Genomic DNA, 16805 nt, shown 5'->3' with positions numbered 1-16805 from the left:
CGTCACCCGCGCGAGCGGGCGCGGATCATGTAGCCGTCATAGGGATATTCGCCGACCTGCCACCACAGATATTCCTCGTTGCGGAAGGCGATCAGCGCGTCGATCACCTTCTTGAACTCGGCATTCCTGGCGCTCAGTTCGGCGTAAAGCTCGTTGGTCGCGGTCCACGACGCATCGAGGAAGCTCTGCGGGAACGGGCGCAGCTGCGCGCCGGCGCCGACCAGCCGGCGCAGCGCCGCCGGGTTGCGCGCGTCGTATTTCGCCAGCATGTCGGCATTGGCATAGGCGGTCGCCGCCTCGAAGATCGCCTGATAGGAGCGGGGCAGCTCGTTCCATTTACCGCGGTTGACCACGACATTCATGGTCGGCCCGCCATCCCACCAGCCGGGATAGTAGTAATAGGGCGCCACCTTCACGAAGCCGAGCTTCTCGTCATCATAAGGCCCGACCCATTCGCAGGCGTCGATGGTGCCCTTTTCCAGCGCGGCATAGATGTCGCCGGGGGCGATCTGCTGCGGTACCACGCCGAGCTTGGCCACGACCTGCCCGGCAATGCCGCCGATGCGGAACTTGAGCCCCTTGAAGTCGGAAAGGTCCTTCACTTCCCGACGGAACCAGCCGCCCATCTGGGTGCCGGTATTACCGCCGAGGAAGCCGACCAGGTTGTATTTGGCGAGGAACGCGTCCTGCAGCTCGCGCCCGCCGCCATGGTAGTACCAGGCATTCTGCTGGCGGGCATTGAGCCCGAACGGCATGGTGGTGAAGCAGGCGAAGGTAGGATCCTTGCCCGTGTAGTAATAGAGCGGGGTCTGCGCCACTTCGACGGTGCCGTTCTGCACCGCATCGAGCGCCTGAAGCCCGGGGACGATCTCGCCGGCCGCGAAGTTCTGGATCACGAAGCGCCCGTCCGTGGCCTCGCTCACATATTTCGACACCAGCTCATTGGCGCCGAAAATGGCGTCCAGCACCTTGGGCACGCTGGAGGTGAGCCGCCACTGCACCTTCGGCGCGCTCTGGGCGATGGCGGGTGCGGCGACCGCGGAGGCGGCAAGTCCGAGCCCGGCGGAGCGAATGAGGTCACGACGTTTCATGCGGAATGTCCTGCCACAGGCCGCCCGATCTGCGCAACACCGCCCCGTTCACGTCATCGCGGACGAGACCGGCGGACCGCGCCCGGGATGGCAGCGATATCAAGGCGGGCGCCTCCCGGGCGGACGCCGTTCCGGCCCTGCGCCAGGCAGCGGCCGGGACGGCGTCCGGTAGAGGGGCGGCGTTCCGCGTTCAGCCGTCAGCCGTCTGTCGTCAGCCGCGCGGGCGGGTGCGGATCTGGAAGCTGTCGAACGTGTACTCGGCCACCTGCCACCACAGGTATTCCTCGTTGCGGAAAGCCTGCATGGCGTCGATCGCCTTCTTGAAATCCGGGTTCTTGGCCGAGATTTCCGCCCACAGCTCGTTGGTCGCCTTCAGGCAGGCTTCCATGACGTCGGTGGGATAGGGGCGCAGCTGCGTGCCGTTCGCCACCAGCCGCTTGATGGCCGGCGGGTTCTGCACGTCATAGCGCGCCTGCATGATGGTGTTGGCATAGGTGGTCGCCGCCACTAGGGCCGCCTGGTAGTTCTTCGGCAGCGAATTGAACTTCTCGAGATTGGCGAAGGCGTGGATGGTCGGGCCACCTTCCCACCAGCCGGGATAATAGTAGTACTTGGCCACCTTGTAGAAGCCGAGCTTCTCGTCGTCATAGGGGCCGACCCATTCGGCGCCGTCGATGGTGCCCTTCTCCAGCGCCGGATAGATATCGCCACCGGCGATCTGCTGCGGCACGACGCCGAGCTTCGCCATGACCTGCCCGGCAATGCCGCCGATGCGCATCTTCAGGCCGTTGAGGTCGGCGGGGGTCTTGATTTCCTTGGAGAACCAGCCGCCCATCTGCGTGCCGGTATTGCCGCAGGGCAGGCCGAAGACGTTGTATTTCTTGTAGAATTCGTTGAACAGCTCGTTACCGCCATTCTGGTAGAGCCAGGCATTCTGCATGCGGGCGTTCAGGCCGAACGGCACCGACGCCGCGATGGCGAAGGTCGGATCCTTGCCGACGAAATAATACGAGACGGTGTGGCACATCTCGACCGTGTTGTTCTGCACAGCGTCGAGCACCTGCAGACCGGGGACGATTTCGCCGGCCGCGAAAACCTGGATCTGGAACTTGCCGTCCGTCAGTTCCGAAACCATCTTCGCCATCACTTCGGCACCGCCATAGATGGTGTCGAGCGATTTCGGGAAGCTGGAGGCGAGGCGCCACTTGATCTCGGGGGCGGACTGGGCAATGGCCGGCGCGGCAAGGGCTGTCGCCGCGACGCCCGTGCCGGCGGCGGCCAAAAACTGACGGCGCTTCATTCGTCTCTCCTGGTGGGATCCCTCTCGGCACGGTTGGGCATTTGCGCACCTCCGCACACGAATTGCTTGTTCTTGAACTAGAGTTACGCCACGCCTTGCCGCTGCGCAACGGCGAGCCGCTTTCGCCTTAAGTCGAGTATCGCGATCACTGCCGGCTATTCAATTGCCGCGGCCCGTCGCGCCGGCAGCGTCATCGCCGCGACGCCGGCCACCACGCAGGCCAGGCCGACCCAGGCCGTGCCGCTCAGGCTCTCGCCCAGCACCAGCACGCCGATGGCGACGCCGATCGGCACGCGCAGATAGGCCTGCGCCGTGGTGCCGACCGAGCCCAGCGTGTCGATCAGCCGGAAATAGATCACGAAGGCCAGCGCGGTCGAGAATACCGACAGCGCCAGCAGCGCGAGGACGGAGGCGAGCGAGGGCGCCAGTGTCCACGGCCGGTCGACGATCAGGCTTGCCGGCAGCAGGATCGCCGCGCCGCAGACCAGCGATCCCGCCGCCGGCAGGATGGGGTGGAGCCCGCGGAAGTTGCGCCCGAAGATCGCCGCGCCGGCATAGCAGAGCGTGGCGAGCACGATGGCGAGTTGCGCCCACACTTCGCGCCCCACGCCCTGCAGCGCCTGCATCCCGACCACGAGGCAGATGCCGGCCAGTCCCACGGCCACGCCGAACATCTTGGCGCCCGTCACCGGCTCGTGGCGGGTGATGAGCGCGGTCATCAGGAAGGCGAAGATCGGCGTCATCGAATTGAGGATCGCCGCGAGGCCGGCATCGGTTGAGGTCTCGGCCCAGGCAATCAGCGTGAAGGGAACGACACTGTTGAGGCAGGCCTGAAACAGGAAACGCCGCCATATCGGCGCGCCCCTCGGCAGCGCGAGCCCCCGATACCCCATGACGGCGAGCAGCACCACCCCGGCGATCAGCGTGCGCGCCGCGATCAGCGTCACCGGCGGGATGGTCTCCACGCCGATCTTGATGAAGGTATAGGACGCTCCCCACAGGGTGGAGAGCGCCAGCAGCAGCCACAAATTCGTGGCGAGGTTCGAAACGGGGGGCTTCATGCGGGCATCCGGCGATTCACGGGAGGGTCCGTCTTCTAGCCCCTCCCCGCCCGCCAATGCTTCGGTCCCGGCCGAACCATGAGCCGGTGACGAAGGCCCGTGCCGTCGATAATCTGCCGTCATGACCAACATCGCCTCCGCCAACGCCATCGCGCAGGTCGCCGCCCTTATCGGCGATGCCGCCCGCGCCAACATGCTCGCCGCCCTCATGGGCGGCCAGGCGCTGGCGGCGGGCGAACTCGCAAGCCATGCGAGGGTGAGCGCGCAGACCGCCAGCGGGCACCTCGCACGGCTTCTGGATGCCGACCTCATCGCGGTGGAGAAACAGGGGCGGCATCGCTATTACCGGCTCGCCTCGCCGCAGATCGCCCATGCCCTGGAGGCGCTGATGGCGGTCGCCGCCGCCGGCCCGAAGCGCCACCGCCCGCCCGGCCCAAGGGACGAGGCGCTGCGGCTGGCGCGCACCTGCTATGATCACATGGCCGGCCGGCTCGGCATCGCGCTGGCGGATGCCCTCACCGGCGGCGACCACATCGTGCTGGCGGATGGCGCCGGGCTCATCACCGAGGGCGGCCGCGCCTTCCTGTGCGATATCGGCATCGACCTCGCGGGCGCCTCAAACCGTCCGTTCTGCCGCACCTGCCTCGACTGGAGCGAGCGCCGGCCCCATCTCGCCGGCCATCTCGGCGCGGCGCTGCTGGCGCATGCGCTGGCGCGCGGCTGGGTACGCCGCACGACCGGCAGCCGCGCGCTCGCCATCACCCCGGCGGGCCGTCGCGGCTTCATCGATGCGTTCGGCCTGCCGCAGGACTGGGCCAGCCCGAGCGCCTGAAAAGGCCGGCTCAGGCCGCGACGGGTTCCATCAGCGTGATGATGCATGGCTGGCGCTGGTGCGCGTTGATCAGCGGCACCAGCCGGGTGAAGTGTTCCGTGCGGCAATGCGCGTCCAGCGCCGCGCGGTCGGGCCATTCCTCGACAAAGACGAAATGGCCGGGGTCCTTCTGGTCGATGAACAGATCGTAGGCGAGGCAGTGCGCCTCCTGCCGGGTCTTTTCCACCAGTTCCCGATAGAGCGGCAGGACGAGGTCGATGCTCTCGACCCGCATGAAATCCTGGGCGATCACCTTCAGCACGCGCGCCTCAGCTTTCCATCACGATGCGCGGCGCGGCGCGCGCGCCGGCGCGGCGGGCGGCGAGCGCCTCGCGCACACCCTGGGCGATGTTGCGGTAGATCTGCGCTTCCGGGCTGTCGGGCGCGGTCGCCACGATCGGGCGGCCGGCATCGGAAGTCTCGCGGATCGCCATCTGCAGCGGCACCTCGCCGAGGAAGGGCACGCCGAGGCGCTGGGCCTCGTGGCGCGCGCCGCCATGGCCGAAGATGTCCGAGCGCGTGCCGCAATGCGGGCACATGAAATAGCTCATGTTCTCGACCACGCCGAGCACCGGCACGTTCACCTTCTGGAACATGGCGATGCCGCGCCGCGCATCGATCAGCGCGAGGTCCTGCGGGGTGGAGACGATGACCGCGCCGGCCAGCGGCACCTGCTGCGCCATGGTGAGCTGGGCATCGCCGGTGCCGGGCGGCATGTCGACCACGAGGATGTCGAGCGGCGCCCAGTTCACTTCCTTGAGCAATTGGCTGATGGCGGACATCACCATCGGCCCGCGCCAGATCATCGGCGTTTCCTCCTCGACGAGGAAGCCGATGGACATGACCTTGAGGCCCCAGGACTGCAGCGGCTGCAGCATGCGGCCATCCACGTCCGGCTTGCCCTTGAGGCCCATCAGGCGCGGCACCGAGGGGCCATAGATATCGGCGTCGAGCAGGCCGACCTTGAGGCCGAGCGACGACAGGCCGAGCGCGAGATTGGCCGCCAGCGTCGACTTGCCGACGCCGCCCTTGCCGGACGCCACGGCGATGATGGCACCGACGCCCGGCAGGCCGGGGGTTTCCTTCTGCGGATCGGCCGGCGGCTGCGCGTGGGCATGACCGGCGTGAGAATGGCCGGCGTGGGAATGCCCCCCGCCCTGCCCCGAGACGCGCACCGGCTGGGTGGAACTGCCGCCCGCCGGCGCCGCGCCGCCCTTGCGCTCCGCCGTCAGCGCCACCAGCGCCGAGGTCACGCCGGGCGTGCCGCGCACGGTGCGCTCCACCGCCGCGCGCACCGGCTCCCACGCCTGCGCCTCGCCGGCATCGACCGTGATGGACATGTAGACCTTGCCGTCCGACACGAGGATGTCCGACAGCGCACCCGTCTCGGTCACGGGCCGGCCGTTGGGCGCGGAAATCTGCGCCAGCCGGGCACGAACCTCATCTGCGGTTACCGCCATGATCGTCACGCTCCTTCCATGTCGTTTCAAGCGGTGAGACACCAGCGCGCCCACAGCGTCAACCCATCGATGCACATCGGCCGATCAGTTGTGCGTATGGCGGGGACACGCCGCCGTCCGGCGCAGTTTTCTGCTTAATTCTCCATCATTCGCGATTATGATCGTTATTGCATCGGCATCGTTGCGCAGGGGCGGGCAAAAGTGCCAGCATTGCGCGAGCCGGAACAAAAACACAGCCGGCGCCGGCCCCACCTTCCAGAGGGGAACACAATGGCAGAGGGGAACAGCATGAGCCTCGTCACCCGTTTCGCGGCGGTTTGTCCCGTCGTCGCGCCCGCCTCGGGCGGCGCGCCGGCCCGGCCCGTGCCTCTGCGCTCCCGCGCCGACTGACGTTCCGCGCGCCGTTCCGGGCCAAGGCTTCCGGAATGGCGCTCCCGTCCCACGGCAACGGCCACCGGCCGGTTGCGGAGCGCCTCCCTCCCGATGCTGGACCTCCTACGCCTGCTCTCCTTCGGCCCGGATGGCTGGGGCGATGAAATCGCCCGCGGCGCCCTGCTGACCGTGGAACTCGCCCTGACGACGCTGCCCTTCGGCTTCGCACTCGGCCTCGCCGTGGCGCTGGCCAAGGATTCGCAGTCGCGGGCACTGCGGGCCGCGGCGGATACCTTCACCACCGTGTTTCGCGGCCTGCCCGAACTGCTCACGCTGTTCATCGTCTATTATGGCGGGCAGATGCTGTTCTCGCGCGTCGCCGGCTATTTCGTCGAGGGCGCGACCATCGAGGTCAACCAGTTCCTTGCCGGCGTCGCCGCGCTGGGGCTGGTGCTGGCGGCCTTCTCCAGCGAGGTGTTCCTCGCCGCGCTGCGCGCCGTGCCGGGCGGGCAGAAGGAGGCGGCTGCGGCGCTCGGCCTGTCGCGGTTCAACGCTTTCCGCCTCGTGGTGTTTCCCCAGCTCTGGCGCGTCGCCCTGCCCGGCCTGTCCAATAACTGGATGGTGCTGATGAAGGACACCTCGCTGGTCTCCGTCATCGCCATCAACGACCTGATGCGCCAGACCGCCATCGCGGTGGGCGTCACCAAGCAGCCCTTCTTCTTCTATCTCGTCGCCTGCCTCATCTACCTTCTGTTCTCCATCGCCTCCAGCCTCGTGCTGACCAAGGCCGAGCAGCGGGCAAACCGCGGACTGAAGCGCGCGGGAGGCAAGGCATGATCATGAGCCTTCTTGCCCAGGCCGGCGACGGCTTCCTCTGGCTGATGAGCGCCATCGGCCTGAACGCGGACCTGATGGACCGCTACGGGCTGCGCTTTCTCGGCGGCATCTGGGTAACGCTGCAACTGGTCTTCCTGTCGGTGGGGATCGGCGCGGTGCTGTCGCTGCCGCTGGCCATTGCGCGCATCGAGGGCGGCAAGGTCGCCCGGTCCGTGTCCTTCGGCTATTCCTATTTCTTCCGCGGCACGCCGCTGCTGGCGCAGACGTTTCTCATCTATTACGGCGCCGGCCAGTTCCGTCAGCCGCTGACCGATATCGGGCTGTGGTGGTTCTTCCGCGACGCGTTCAACTGCGCGGTGTTCACCTTCACGCTCAACACCGCCGCCTACCAGTGCGAGATCCTGCGCGGCGGCATCCAGAGCCTGCCGGTCGGGCAGACCGAGGGCGGCAAGGCGATGGGGCTCACGCGCTACCAGATCTACCGCACCATTCTCCTGCCGCAGGCCTACGCGGTGGGCCTGCGCCCGCTCGGCAACGAACTGATCCTGATGATCAAGTCCAGCGCCATCGCCTCCGTGGTGACGGTGTACGACCTGATGGGCGTCACCCGCCTCGCCTTCTCGCGCTCCTACGACATGGAGGTCTATCTCTGGGCGGCCGCGCTCTACCTGCTGATGGTGGAAATCGTGCGCCGGGTGTGGAACGTGCTGGAACGCCGGCTCAACCGGCATCAGTTGCTCTCGCGCTGAGGGGGCTGCCCGAGAAGGCGCGCCACTTCCGCCCGCAGCACCGGCAGCAGTTCCGCCTCGAACCAGGGATGGCGCTTCAGCCAACCGGTATTGCGCCAGGACGGGTGCGGCAGAGACAGCACGCGCGTCTCCCCCGCCGCCGCCCAGATCTCCCGCCAGCGCGCCACCCGCTCGGTGAGCCCGCCCCCGGCAAAGCGCTCCAGCCCGAGGCGCCGCAGATGATAGGCCTGCGCGTCCGCGCCCACGGCTACCACGAGGTCGAAGGGCGGGCGCGCGGCGAACAGCCGGTCATGCCAGAGGCGCGCGCATTCCTTGCGCGGCGGCAGGTCGCCGCCCTTGGCATCCTGTCCGGGAAAGCAGAAGCCCATGGCGGCGACGGCGATCGTCTCCGCGTCGTAGAAGGTGGCGCGGTCGACGCCGAGCCAGAAACGCAGCCGCTCGCCGGACGCATCGTTGAACGACAGGCCGGAGGCATGCACCTTTGTGCCCGGCGCCTGTCCGGCGATCAGGATGCGCGCCCTCGCCCCCATATGCAGCACCGGGTGCGGCTCATGCGGCAGCGGCCGGCCCAGCGGATGCTCGACGCAGGCGCGACAGGCGCGGATCTGCGCGAGGAGCGTATCGAGCGTCTCGGTCGGGGGCATGGCGGGCATGGGCATTAGATAGGCGCGGCAGCCCCGGTTCGAAAGCGGCTCAGGACGGGGGGCGCGGATGGGCGGCCCGCCAGTCCGCCGGCAGGTCGAACGGGCCGGACCAGATGCCCCGCCCCGCCGTGCGGGCGGCGGATTGCTCGCGCCGATAGGACAGGCCGGTCGCCACCGCCCAGCCCTGCTCCACGAGGCGGGCGGCGATATCCTGCCCATCCACCTCGCAGACCGAGACAGCGCGGGCATAGCGGTCCTCGTCCACCGGGCGGCAGCGGATATCAGCATCCCGGACCAGCGCCACCAGCGCGGCCTTCGCCTTTTCGCCGCAGGCCCAGCCCTTGCCGGCCGGCCCGCAGGACTGGTGCAGTTCCGGCGCGTCGATGCCGCCGAGGCGCACGCGCTCGCCCGCCACTTCCAGGCTGTCGCCATCCGCCACCCGCACCGCGCCGGTCAGCGGGGGAACGAAATGCTGGACAAGGAGGGCGATCCCCACCAGCACCACCGCGAACAGGATGGAAAGCCGCGTGCTTGGCCGCCAGCCGCCGCGCGGGCGTCGATAGAGCCGGGGCAAGGTTCAGGCGTCCGCCACGCCGGCTTCCGCGAAGGTCGCCATGCCGGAATGGCAGGCCAGCGCCGCCTTGACGACGCCGATCGCCAGCGCCGCGCCGGAGCCCTCGCCCAGCCGCATGCCGAGGTCGAGCAGCGGAACAAGGCCCAGTTGATCCAGCACACGGCGATGCGCCGGCTCGGCCGAAACATGGCCGGCGAGGCAATGGTCGAGCGCGCCCGGGTCCATCGCCTTGAGCACGGCCGCGGCGGCGGTGACGACATAGCCGTCCAGCACTACCGGCACGCGCTGCAGGCGCGCGGCGAGGATGGCGCCGGCCATGGCGGCGATCTCGCGCCCGCCGAGCTTGCGCAGAACCTCCAGCGGGTCGTCGAGATGCCCGCGCGAACGTTCCACCGCCGCCCGCACCGCCTCTATCTTGCGCGCCAGCGTCTCGCCGATGGCGCCGGTGCCCGGACCCACCCATTCGGCAGCCTCGCCGCCATAGAGGCCGTGGAAGATGGCGGCGGCCACCGTGGTGTTGCCGATGCCCATTTCGCCGAGGCTCAAAAGGTCCGGCTCGCCGGCCAGCGCCTCCATGCCGAACGCCATGGTGGCGGCGCATTCCGCCTCGGTGAACGCGTCGCCTTCGACGATATCGGGGGTCGGCAGGTCAAGCGCGAGGTCGAATACCCGCAGTCCCGCGCCGAACACGCCGCAGATCTGGTTCACCGCCGCCCTGCCGGCCGTGAAGGTGGCAACCATCTGCTTGGTCACGTCGGAGGGGTAAGGCGAGACGCCCCGCCCGGCAACGCCGTGGGTCGCCGCGAATACCGCAACCGTCGGCCGGTTCACCACCGGGATCTCGCGGCCCTGCCAGCCGGCCATGTGGATGGCGATGTCCTCCAGGCGCCCGAGCGCGCCGGGCGGCTTCACCAGCAGGTTCTGGCGCGCCCGCGCGGCGGCGCGGGCCGCCTCATCCGGGCCGGGCATCTGGGCAACAAGGTTGCGGATGTCGTCGAAGGGCAGGCCGGTGGCGGAGCGCAGCATGGAAGCCTCGTTCGTGATGCGCGCCCGGCACGGGGGATCGCGTCGGGCGCGGCGGCGGGGTAGACCCTCGCACATGCACGCGCAACCCCCCAAACCGGACGACGCGCCTCCCGCGCCGTCAACCGGAAGCCTCCACCCTCCCCTGTTCGACGCAGCCTTTCGCGCGCGGCTCGACACGCTGTTCGCCTGGCGGCGGGACGTGCGGCATTTCCGGCCCACGCCGCTGGCGCCGGGCGAACTGGCGGCGCTGATCGCGCTGGCCATGCAGGCGCCCAGCGTCGGGCTCAGCCAGCCCTGGCGCTTCGTGCGGGTCGGCGCGCCCGCGCGCCGCCGCGCGGTGCGCGCCATCTTCGCCGCCTGCAACGCCGCGGCGCTGGCGGACCAGCCGGCGAGCCGCGCCGCGCTCTATGCCCGGCTCAAGCTCGCCGGGCTCGACGAGGCGCCCGAGCATCTCGCGGTGTTCGTCGAGCCCGATCCACCGGCGGGCCATGGCCTCGGCCGCGCCACCATGCCGGAAACGCTCGCCTATTCCGCCGTGATGGCCATCCACACGCTGTGGCTGGCGGCGGCGGCACGCGGGATCGGCGTCGGCTGGGTGTCGATTCTCGATCCGGTGGCCGTGGCGGCGGCGCTCGATGTGCCCGCCCATTGGCGGCTGGTCGGCTATCTCTGCATCGGCTATCCCTGCGAACCGTCCGACGTGCCCGAACTGGAGCGCGCCGGCTGGGAGCACAGGCGGCCGCCGGCCGATTTCCTGCTGGAGCGCTGAAGGAAGCTCGCCCGCCATGCCCATTCCCGTGCTCGGCCAGGGACTCGGCCAAATCCTGCGCGACACGGTTCGCGACGTGCCGGCGGCGCTGCGCTTCCTCTCGCGGCTGCCCATCCCGCCCCTGCCCTTCGAGCGGTCGGCAGACGAGAGGCGCGAACTCGGCCAGATGGCGCCGGCCTTCGCTGTCGCCGGGGCGCTGATCGCGCTGGTCGGCGCGCTGGTCTTCGCCCTCGCCGATCGATTGGGCCTCGGCAGCTTTCTCGCCGCCACGCTGGCGCTGGCCGCGCTGATGATCGTGACCGGCGGTTTTCACGAGGATGGGCTGGCCGACACCGCCGATGCGCTGGGGGGGGGGACGCTGGCGCGGCGGCTGGAAATCATGAAGGACAGCCGGATCGGCAGCTTCGGCGTGCTGGCGCTGGTGGTGAGCTTCGCGCTGCGCGCCGGTGCGCTGCACGCGCTGGCGTTGCATGGCGTGCCGGCGGTGGCCGGGGCACTGGTGGCGGCGCTGTCGCTTTCGCGGGTCGGGGCGCTGGCCATGCTCGCCGCCCTCCCCCCGGCGCGGGCGGAGGGCCTGTCGCGCCGCGCCGGGCGCCCCGCGGGCGCCGCGCTCGCGGCGGGGCTGGCGGCGGCGCTGGCCATCGCCGCCATGGCGGTTGTCCCCAGCCTTGGCGCGCGGGCGCTGCTCGGCGGCCTTCTCCTTGCGGCAGCGGGGTTTTTCGCCCTCGTCCGCCTTGCCCGCGCCCAATTCGGCGGGCAAACGGGGGATGTCGCCGGTGCGGCTGTGCTGGTGGTCGAGATTGCCTTCCTGACGGGTCTGCTTATCCTCTCCCGGCATCCCTAAGCGTACCGATTCCGATGCCGATGACGGTCTCCACGCCTTGTATCTCGATCTGCACGCTCGACGTGAGCGGCCGGCAGTGCCTTGGCTGTGGCCGGACGCTGGCGGAAATCGGCGCCTGGAGCGGCATGAGCGAAGCCGAGCGGCGCGCGATCATGGCCCGCCTCGCCGCTCTCCCCACCGCGGAGAGCGGCCGATGAATGCCGACCGCCTGTTGTGGACCGTCATCCTCGGGCTGGCGAGCGGCATCGGCCTGCTCGTCTGGGCCGCGCAATATGGCGCCGTGGCCGGCCTCGACATGGGCGACCTCGTCCATGCGGTGGGCTATGGCTCGCTGGCGCTGGTGCTCGGCGCCATAACCTTCACGGTGCTGACCGGCCGCATCGGCGAGTTGCTGCGCGCCGCCGTCCTCTGGGTGTTCATCTTCGCCTTCCTCGCCACCGGCTACACCTACCGCTTCGAGATTCACGCCGCCGCCTATCGCGTGCTGGCCGAACTCGCACCGGGCTATGCGGTGCCGCTGGCCAAGGACGGCACGCCGGCGGTGGAGGTGGCGCGCGCGCGCGACGGCGATTTCAACGTGCGCGTCGAGATCAACGGCAACCGCATTCCGATGCTGGTGGATACCGGAGCCTCCAGCATGGTGCTGACGCCCGAGGATGCGGTGGCGGTGGGCCTGCCGATCGAGTTCCTGCAATATGACATCCCGATCGACACCGCGAACGGGCGCGGGCGCGCCGCCGCCGTGGTGCTCGACAAGGTGGAAATCGCCGGCAGCATCGCCGAGCGCAAGGTGCCCGCGCTGATCGCCAGCCCCGGCTCGCTCAAGCACAGCCTGCTCGGCATGAGCTTTCTGTCGCGGCTCGGCAGCTTCGAGATCCGCGGCGAGAAGCTGGTGATGCGGGCGAAGGCCGGCTCGCCCTGAGAGAGCGCGGGCGGCGTTCAGAGCCCCGCCAGAGCGAACACGAAGCGCAGGCCGACAATCAGCAGATAAAGCCCGAATCCGACCTCCAGCTGGCGCTTGGAGAAGCGGTGCGCCAGCCGCGCGCCGAGCGGGGCCGCGAGCGTCGCCACGCCGCCGACCAATATGAGGCCGGGCAGCGAGACATAGCCGAGCGAGAAGGGCGGCAGCTGCGCCAGATGCGGCAGTCCGCTGACGATATAGCCGAGCGTGCCCGGCACCGCGATGAGCGCGCCGAGCCCCGCCGAGGTGGCGATCGCCGTATGGATCGGCACGCGGTAGAGCGTGAGCACCACGGTGGCGATGCCGCCGCCGCTGATGCCGATCAACGGCGAGGCCGCGCCGATGCCGAAGGCATAGGCCGACATGGCGAGCCGGCCGGGCAGACGATCGGCCAGAATCCAGCTGTCGCGCCCGAACAGGAGCTTCGACGACATCAGCACGGTGAACAGCACGAAGGCGATCTTCAGCACCGTGTCCGGCGAGATGGCCGCCAGCCCGGTGCCGGCGACGACGCCCAGCACGAGCGGCAGCGCCCATTGCCGCAGCACGGTATTGTCGACTTTCGTGCGGGCGCGGTGGGCGAAGAAGGAGCGCAGCGCGGTCGGCACGATGATGGCCAGCGCGGTGCCGACCGAAACATGCATGCGCTCGGCATCGCTCACCCCGATGGCGCCGAACACCTCATAGAGCACCGGCACCAGGATAGCCCCGCCGCCAATGCCGAACAGCCCGGCGAGGATGCCGGTCGCGAATCCCGCCACCAGCAGCGCGCCGGCCAGCCAGAGCAGGTAATCCCAGGGCAGAGCGAGCATCATGCCACCAGAGCCCGCCGCTCCGACGCGCGCGCCTGCGCACCCCGCACCTCGTTCACCGCCGCGCGCAGCACCGCCAGCCCCGCCTCGGGCTTGACCCCCTCGGTGGCCAGCATGCGCCGGAACGCGCGCGCGCCGGGCCGGCTGGGAAACAGGCCGAGCATGTGGCGGGTAATGTCGTGCAGCCGCCCGCCCGCGGCCAGATGCGCGGCGATATAGGGCTCGAAGGCCTCGACCGCCGCGAAACCGTCCGCATGCCCATCGCTTGCGCCGAACATCCGGGAATCGACGGTGAGCAGGATCTCCGGGCTCTGGTAGGCGGCGCGCCCCAGCATCACCCCGTCGACATGGGCGAGTTGCGCCTGCGCCGCGTCCAGCGTCAGGATTCCGCCATTGATGCTCACCGGTACATCCGGCAGATGCTGCTTGAGCAAGCGCCGCTTGAGCCGGTGCACACGATCATAGTCGAGCGGGGGCACGTCGCGGTTCTCCTTGGGTGACAGGCCTTGCAGCCACGCCTTGCGGGCATGCACGATCAACTCGTCCGCACCGGCCGCCAGCACGGCGTCGACCAGCGCATCCAGGGCGGGTTCGGGATCCTGCTCGTCAACGCCGATACGGCACTTCACCGTGACGGGGATGGCGACTTCCGCCTTCATGGCCGCGACGCAGCGCGCCACCAGCGCGGGATCGCGCATCAGGCAGGCGCCGAAATTGCCGCCCTGCACCCGGTCGGACGGGCAGCCGACATTGAGATTGATCTCGTCATAGCCCCAGTCCGCACAGATCCGCGCCGCCTTGGCCAGCGCCTCCGGCTCCGATCCGCCGAGTTGCACCGCCAGCGGATGCTCGACATCGGAGAACCCGAGCAGCCGCTCGCGATCCCCGAAGATGACCGCATTGGCCGTCACCATCTCCGTATAGAGCCGCGCGTGGGACGACAGCGTGCGATGGAACGCCCGACAGTGCCGGTCGGTCCAATCCATCATCGGCGCCACGGAAAATCTAAATGATTGATTTTTCGACATTATTTTGTAACTTTGGGGAGTTGGGGCTCGTCGTGCACACTCGATTTTCCGCCACGATACGCCCCAATTTCCGATTTTTCGACGCGTGAGTGCACACGGAGCGCACACGGCTTGGCTACCCTCACTAAACTAAAATCGCGCTCCTGGAGAGCCCAGATCCGTCGGAAGGGCCGTACGTCAACGAGACGTTCCTGCGCCGGAGGGATGCCGAGGCATGGGCGCTAGACATATAGGCGCTCGACATATGGGCGCTCGACATGGAGCGCCGCATCGATCGCCAGGAACCCGCCATTTCGCGCAGGTCGTGCGACGCGAAACGCTTCCGCGATCTCGTAGAGCTCCACCGCCGGGACATGGCCGAGGTGGGGATCAGGATCCGTCGTTCCAAGGATTTCTGCCTCACCGCCATCGACGAGGCGCGCGGCGCTCTGAAGATCGGCGAGTTCGACCGCGAGCGCCTTATCAAGTACGGCAAGGACCGCGCGAAGGGAGGGGCTGGTCCGGTCACGGTGAGCATGGACTTCGGATACATCCATGCGACCGGGATGGGACGGAATCGGCTTACCCGTCCATTCTTCCGGCGACGATCCGTGCGCCGGAACATTGCCGCGCGCGCACTGGAGAGGACTGAATGAGCGATTTTTCAGTCCATAAGATCTGAAATCTCGCCTGCAATATCTGCGGCGGTTTGCCTGAGGAGCTTCAACGTCTGCACGGTTTTCCTCGCACCAATCTCTCCAAGGAAGAACATGTGGTTGCCCGGCAGCGTCGCGCTCAGCCGCTGGGCGGCGTGCCCGACATGCTCGACCAGCAAGGTCCATTTCTCGGAGGGAAGCGCGGCGAATTTGTCCACTTGCGAGAAGACGAGACCTTCGCAAAGCTGCTGGGTGATGTAGACGCCCCATGTGGAGCGGTCCGTGAGAGCGTGCCGGGCGTCGATCGCGGAGGCGTGCGTCATCAAGGCGAGCGGCGGAAAGGCGCGATACCGCGCGGCGCCGACCTCGAGCGCGTCTCCGGCCGGGTCGGGAACGAAAGCTCCGTCTCTATAGCGCATGGCCGATGCTGCCAGCCCGACCGGGAAATCGCCGGTCATCTCGCGTGTGAATTCGTCGCCATCGAGTGCCGAATGGCCGGTCACGACGTTCTGATCCGCGAGGCATTGGAGCAGCCAGTCGAGGTAGGCGCCCCTGATCGCGGCGAGGCCGCTTCCGGCTGGCTTCAGGTGGTCGAGACCGGGCAGGGTATGGGGAAGCGCCGATGCGGCCGCCATCGCTATGAAGAGTTCGATGCCCTTTCCCTTTCGTCGCAGCGCGGCATGAAGCGGCTCGGCAATGCGCCCCGCCATGCTCCAGCCGAGCACGATAGCGTTCGCCGGCAGGCCCTTGCGGTCCATGTAGCGGGCGATGATCTCGGCGCTCTGCTCCGCCCAGTCGGTGATCGAAAATTGCGGGAATGCGGCGTCGAACACACCCCTGTTGTCGATGGGATAGGACAGGACCAGCGACGGGAAGCCTTCCTCATGCAGCCAGTGGCACAGGAAATCGGCAGCCCTTCCCCCGGGCGGTCCGTAGGCGATGCGACCGAGCACGCCTCCGCCTGTGACGAACACCACGAGGGGAAGGCCCTCGCGCCCCGGTTCGAACCGCACCAGAGCCGGATAGCCGGCCGCCTCGGTCAATTCTTCGCCCGGATAGAGCATGGGGGATCTCTTCTGTGCTTCCGCCGGAGCGCGCCATGTCGCAGCCAAGGCTACGCCGAGCATCGCGGCTTGACGACGATCAAGGTCGCAGACAACCGCTCTCGAACCTCCATATCGCGTCCAGCCATCAGCCGACGTTGCGGCGGGTGGCATAGCCGGCCGGCAGATCCTCGGGGGCGCAGGCGATCACGCTCTCGTCGTCGCGGCCGCAATCTTCCACGAAGGTGATATCGGCGAACTCGTCGACGAGAAGGGTCGGATAGGTCGGCCCCGCATCGCGATACTGGCGCATCAGGTCGATCTTCTCGTTCTGGAAGCCGATGATCTTCTTCGGTTCCTGCTCGATCCAGCGCGGGAAGAAGGTGGCGCCGTGGGCGCGGTTTTCATTGAGATTATAGGCGACGCTGACGCAGGTGCCGGTCGGCTCATTCCATGAGACCTTGTACACGCCGTCGGCGAGGCGGACGATGTGGACCTCCTGGCCCTTGACCCAGCGCCCGCCCACCATGCCGCCATGCACGCGGTAGTCGATGGTGCGCTCGTTCTTGAAGTACATCTCGTACAGCCAGCCATTGGCATAGGTGTAGATGATGTGTTTGCCGACGAAGGGGGCGATCTCGGCCGGACGGGTGGATTCGAATGGATCGGACATGATTTCCTCTCTCCCGGCCGCCAAGGGGATGTTCGGCTGTCCGGGTCCGTGGGTG

The 16805-nt window shown here is 68.5% G+C and carries 20 protein-coding genes; 8 read left to right on the top strand and 12 right to left on the bottom strand.

Annotation, left to right across the window (positions count from 1 at the left end):
* Positions 1–2: 2 nt before the first annotated feature.
* From QOZ99_RS04130 to QOZ99_RS04120, 3 genes are all read right to left on the bottom strand, one after another.
* Entirely contained in the window at positions 3–1091 is a 1089-nt protein-coding gene (locus QOZ99_RS04130) for a TRAP transporter substrate-binding protein (protein ID WP_306888674.1), read from the bottom strand.
* Between the two features lie 211 nt (positions 1092–1302).
* Positions 1303–2391, bottom strand: a complete 1089-nt coding sequence (locus tag QOZ99_RS04125; RefSeq protein ID WP_306888672.1) for a TRAP transporter substrate-binding protein — start codon at positions 2389–2391, stop codon at positions 1303–1305.
* Between the two features lie 155 nt (positions 2392–2546).
* A complete protein-coding gene (locus QOZ99_RS04120) occupies positions 2547–3452 on the bottom strand; it encodes a DMT family transporter (protein WP_306888671.1) in 906 nt (301 codons plus the stop codon).
* A 121-nt stretch (positions 3453–3573) separates the two neighbouring features.
* Here QOZ99_RS04120 and QOZ99_RS04115 point away from each other — a divergent pair, with 121 nt between their 5' ends.
* Entirely contained in the window at positions 3574–4284 is a 711-nt protein-coding gene (locus tag QOZ99_RS04115) for an ArsR/SmtB family transcription factor (protein WP_306888668.1), read from the top strand.
* A 10-nt stretch (positions 4285–4294) separates the two neighbouring features.
* On the opposite strand, the gene QOZ99_RS04110 is transcribed toward QOZ99_RS04115, so the two are convergent.
* Positions 4295–4585 carry a putative quinol monooxygenase gene (locus QOZ99_RS04110; RefSeq protein ID WP_306888667.1) on the bottom strand — a complete coding sequence of 97 codons (291 nt, stop codon included), beginning with the start codon at positions 4583–4585 and terminating at the stop codon, positions 4295–4297.
* A gap of 7 nt (positions 4586–4592) precedes the next feature.
* Positions 4593–5783: an Mrp/NBP35 family ATP-binding protein gene (locus QOZ99_RS04105; protein WP_306888666.1), complete on the bottom strand. Its 1191-nt coding sequence runs from the start codon at positions 5781–5783 to the stop codon at positions 4593–4595.
* A 483-nt stretch (positions 5784–6266) separates the two neighbouring features.
* On the opposite strand from QOZ99_RS04105, the gene QOZ99_RS04100 reads away from it, so the two are divergent.
* Together QOZ99_RS04100 and QOZ99_RS04095 are read left to right on the top strand one after the other, a co-directional pair.
* Entirely contained in the window at positions 6267–6992 is a 726-nt protein-coding gene (locus tag QOZ99_RS04100; protein ID WP_306888665.1) for an ABC transporter permease, read from the top strand.
* Positions 6993–6994: 2 nt separating this feature from the next.
* Positions 6995–7741 carry an ABC transporter permease gene (locus tag QOZ99_RS04095; RefSeq protein WP_370876790.1) on the top strand — a complete coding sequence of 249 codons (747 nt, stop codon included), beginning with the start codon at positions 6995–6997 and terminating at the stop codon, positions 7739–7741.
* Here QOZ99_RS04095 and QOZ99_RS04090 read toward each other — a convergent pair.
* Genes QOZ99_RS04090 through cobT form a run of 3 tightly spaced genes read right to left on the bottom strand, consistent with a single transcriptional unit; the run spans position 7723 to position 9985 of the window.
* A complete protein-coding gene (locus QOZ99_RS04090) occupies positions 7723–8394 on the bottom strand; it encodes a uracil-DNA glycosylase family protein (RefSeq protein ID WP_370876789.1) in 672 nt (223 codons plus the stop codon). The two genes, QOZ99_RS04095 and QOZ99_RS04090, sit on opposite strands and share 19 nt — an antisense overlap.
* A gap of 40 nt (positions 8395–8434) precedes the next feature.
* Positions 8435–8959, bottom strand: a complete 525-nt coding sequence (locus tag QOZ99_RS04085) for a thermonuclease family protein (RefSeq protein ID WP_306888664.1) — start codon at positions 8957–8959, stop codon at positions 8435–8437.
* Positions 8960–8962: 3 nt separating this feature from the next.
* Entirely contained in the window at positions 8963–9985 is a 1023-nt protein-coding gene (cobT, locus tag QOZ99_RS04080) for a nicotinate-nucleotide--dimethylbenzimidazole phosphoribosyltransferase (protein WP_306888663.1), read from the bottom strand.
* Positions 9986–10058: 73 nt separating this feature from the next.
* Between cobT and bluB the strand changes: the two genes are divergently transcribed.
* From bluB to QOZ99_RS04060, 4 genes are read left to right on the top strand one after another with little or no spacing between them, the layout of a single operon-like run.
* Complete coding sequence (bluB, locus tag QOZ99_RS04075) at positions 10059–10754, top strand: 5,6-dimethylbenzimidazole synthase (protein WP_306888662.1); 696 nt, start codon at positions 10059–10061, stop codon at positions 10752–10754.
* Positions 10755–10770: 16 nt separating this feature from the next.
* Positions 10771–11598: an adenosylcobinamide-GDP ribazoletransferase gene (gene cobS / locus QOZ99_RS04070; protein ID WP_306888661.1), complete on the top strand. Its 828-nt coding sequence runs from the start codon at positions 10771–10773 to the stop codon at positions 11596–11598.
* Between the two features lie 20 nt (positions 11599–11618).
* A complete protein-coding gene (locus tag QOZ99_RS04065) occupies positions 11619–11795 on the top strand; it encodes a DUF1289 domain-containing protein (RefSeq protein WP_306888660.1) in 177 nt (58 codons plus the stop codon).
* Complete coding sequence (locus QOZ99_RS04060) at positions 11792–12520, top strand: TIGR02281 family clan AA aspartic protease (protein ID WP_306888659.1); 729 nt, start codon at positions 11792–11794, stop codon at positions 12518–12520. Before QOZ99_RS04065 ends, QOZ99_RS04060 begins: the two co-directional genes overlap by 4 nt.
* Positions 12521–12537: 17 nt before the next feature.
* Here the strand turns inward: QOZ99_RS04060 and QOZ99_RS04055 are convergent, their stop codons facing one another.
* Both QOZ99_RS04055 and dusA read right to left on the bottom strand, forming a co-directional pair.
* A complete protein-coding gene (locus QOZ99_RS04055) occupies positions 12538–13374 on the bottom strand; it encodes a sulfite exporter TauE/SafE family protein (protein WP_306888657.1) in 837 nt (278 codons plus the stop codon).
* On the bottom strand, positions 13371–14399 hold the full coding sequence (gene dusA, locus QOZ99_RS04050; RefSeq protein ID WP_306888656.1) for a tRNA dihydrouridine(20/20a) synthase DusA: 1029 nt from the start codon (positions 14397–14399) through the stop codon (positions 13371–13373). Before dusA ends, QOZ99_RS04055 begins: the two co-directional genes overlap by 4 nt.
* Positions 14400–14656: 257 nt before the next feature.
* Between dusA and QOZ99_RS04045 the strand changes: the two genes are divergently transcribed.
* Positions 14657–15034, top strand: a complete 378-nt coding sequence (locus tag QOZ99_RS04045; protein WP_306888655.1) for a hypothetical protein — start codon at positions 14657–14659, stop codon at positions 15032–15034.
* A gap of 8 nt (positions 15035–15042) precedes the next feature.
* Here QOZ99_RS04045 and QOZ99_RS04040 read toward each other — a convergent pair whose 3' ends face one another.
* Both QOZ99_RS04040 and QOZ99_RS04035 read right to left on the bottom strand, forming a co-directional pair.
* Positions 15043–16098 carry a hypothetical protein gene (locus tag QOZ99_RS04040; RefSeq protein WP_306888654.1) on the bottom strand — a complete coding sequence of 352 codons (1056 nt, stop codon included), beginning with the start codon at positions 16096–16098 and terminating at the stop codon, positions 15043–15045.
* A 127-nt stretch (positions 16099–16225) separates the two neighbouring features.
* Positions 16226–16750, bottom strand: coding sequence for a phenolic acid decarboxylase (locus QOZ99_RS04035; protein WP_306888653.1), 525 nt, complete (start codon positions 16748–16750; stop codon positions 16226–16228).
* Positions 16751–16805: the final 55 nt, after the last annotated feature.

The sequence above is a fragment of the Ancylobacter amanitiformis genome (genome assembly GCF_030814815.1).
In the GTDB taxonomy this organism is placed as follows: domain Bacteria; phylum Pseudomonadota; class Alphaproteobacteria; order Rhizobiales; family Xanthobacteraceae; genus Ancylobacter; species Ancylobacter amanitiformis.
This window is presented reverse-complemented; position numbering and strand designations above follow the sequence as displayed.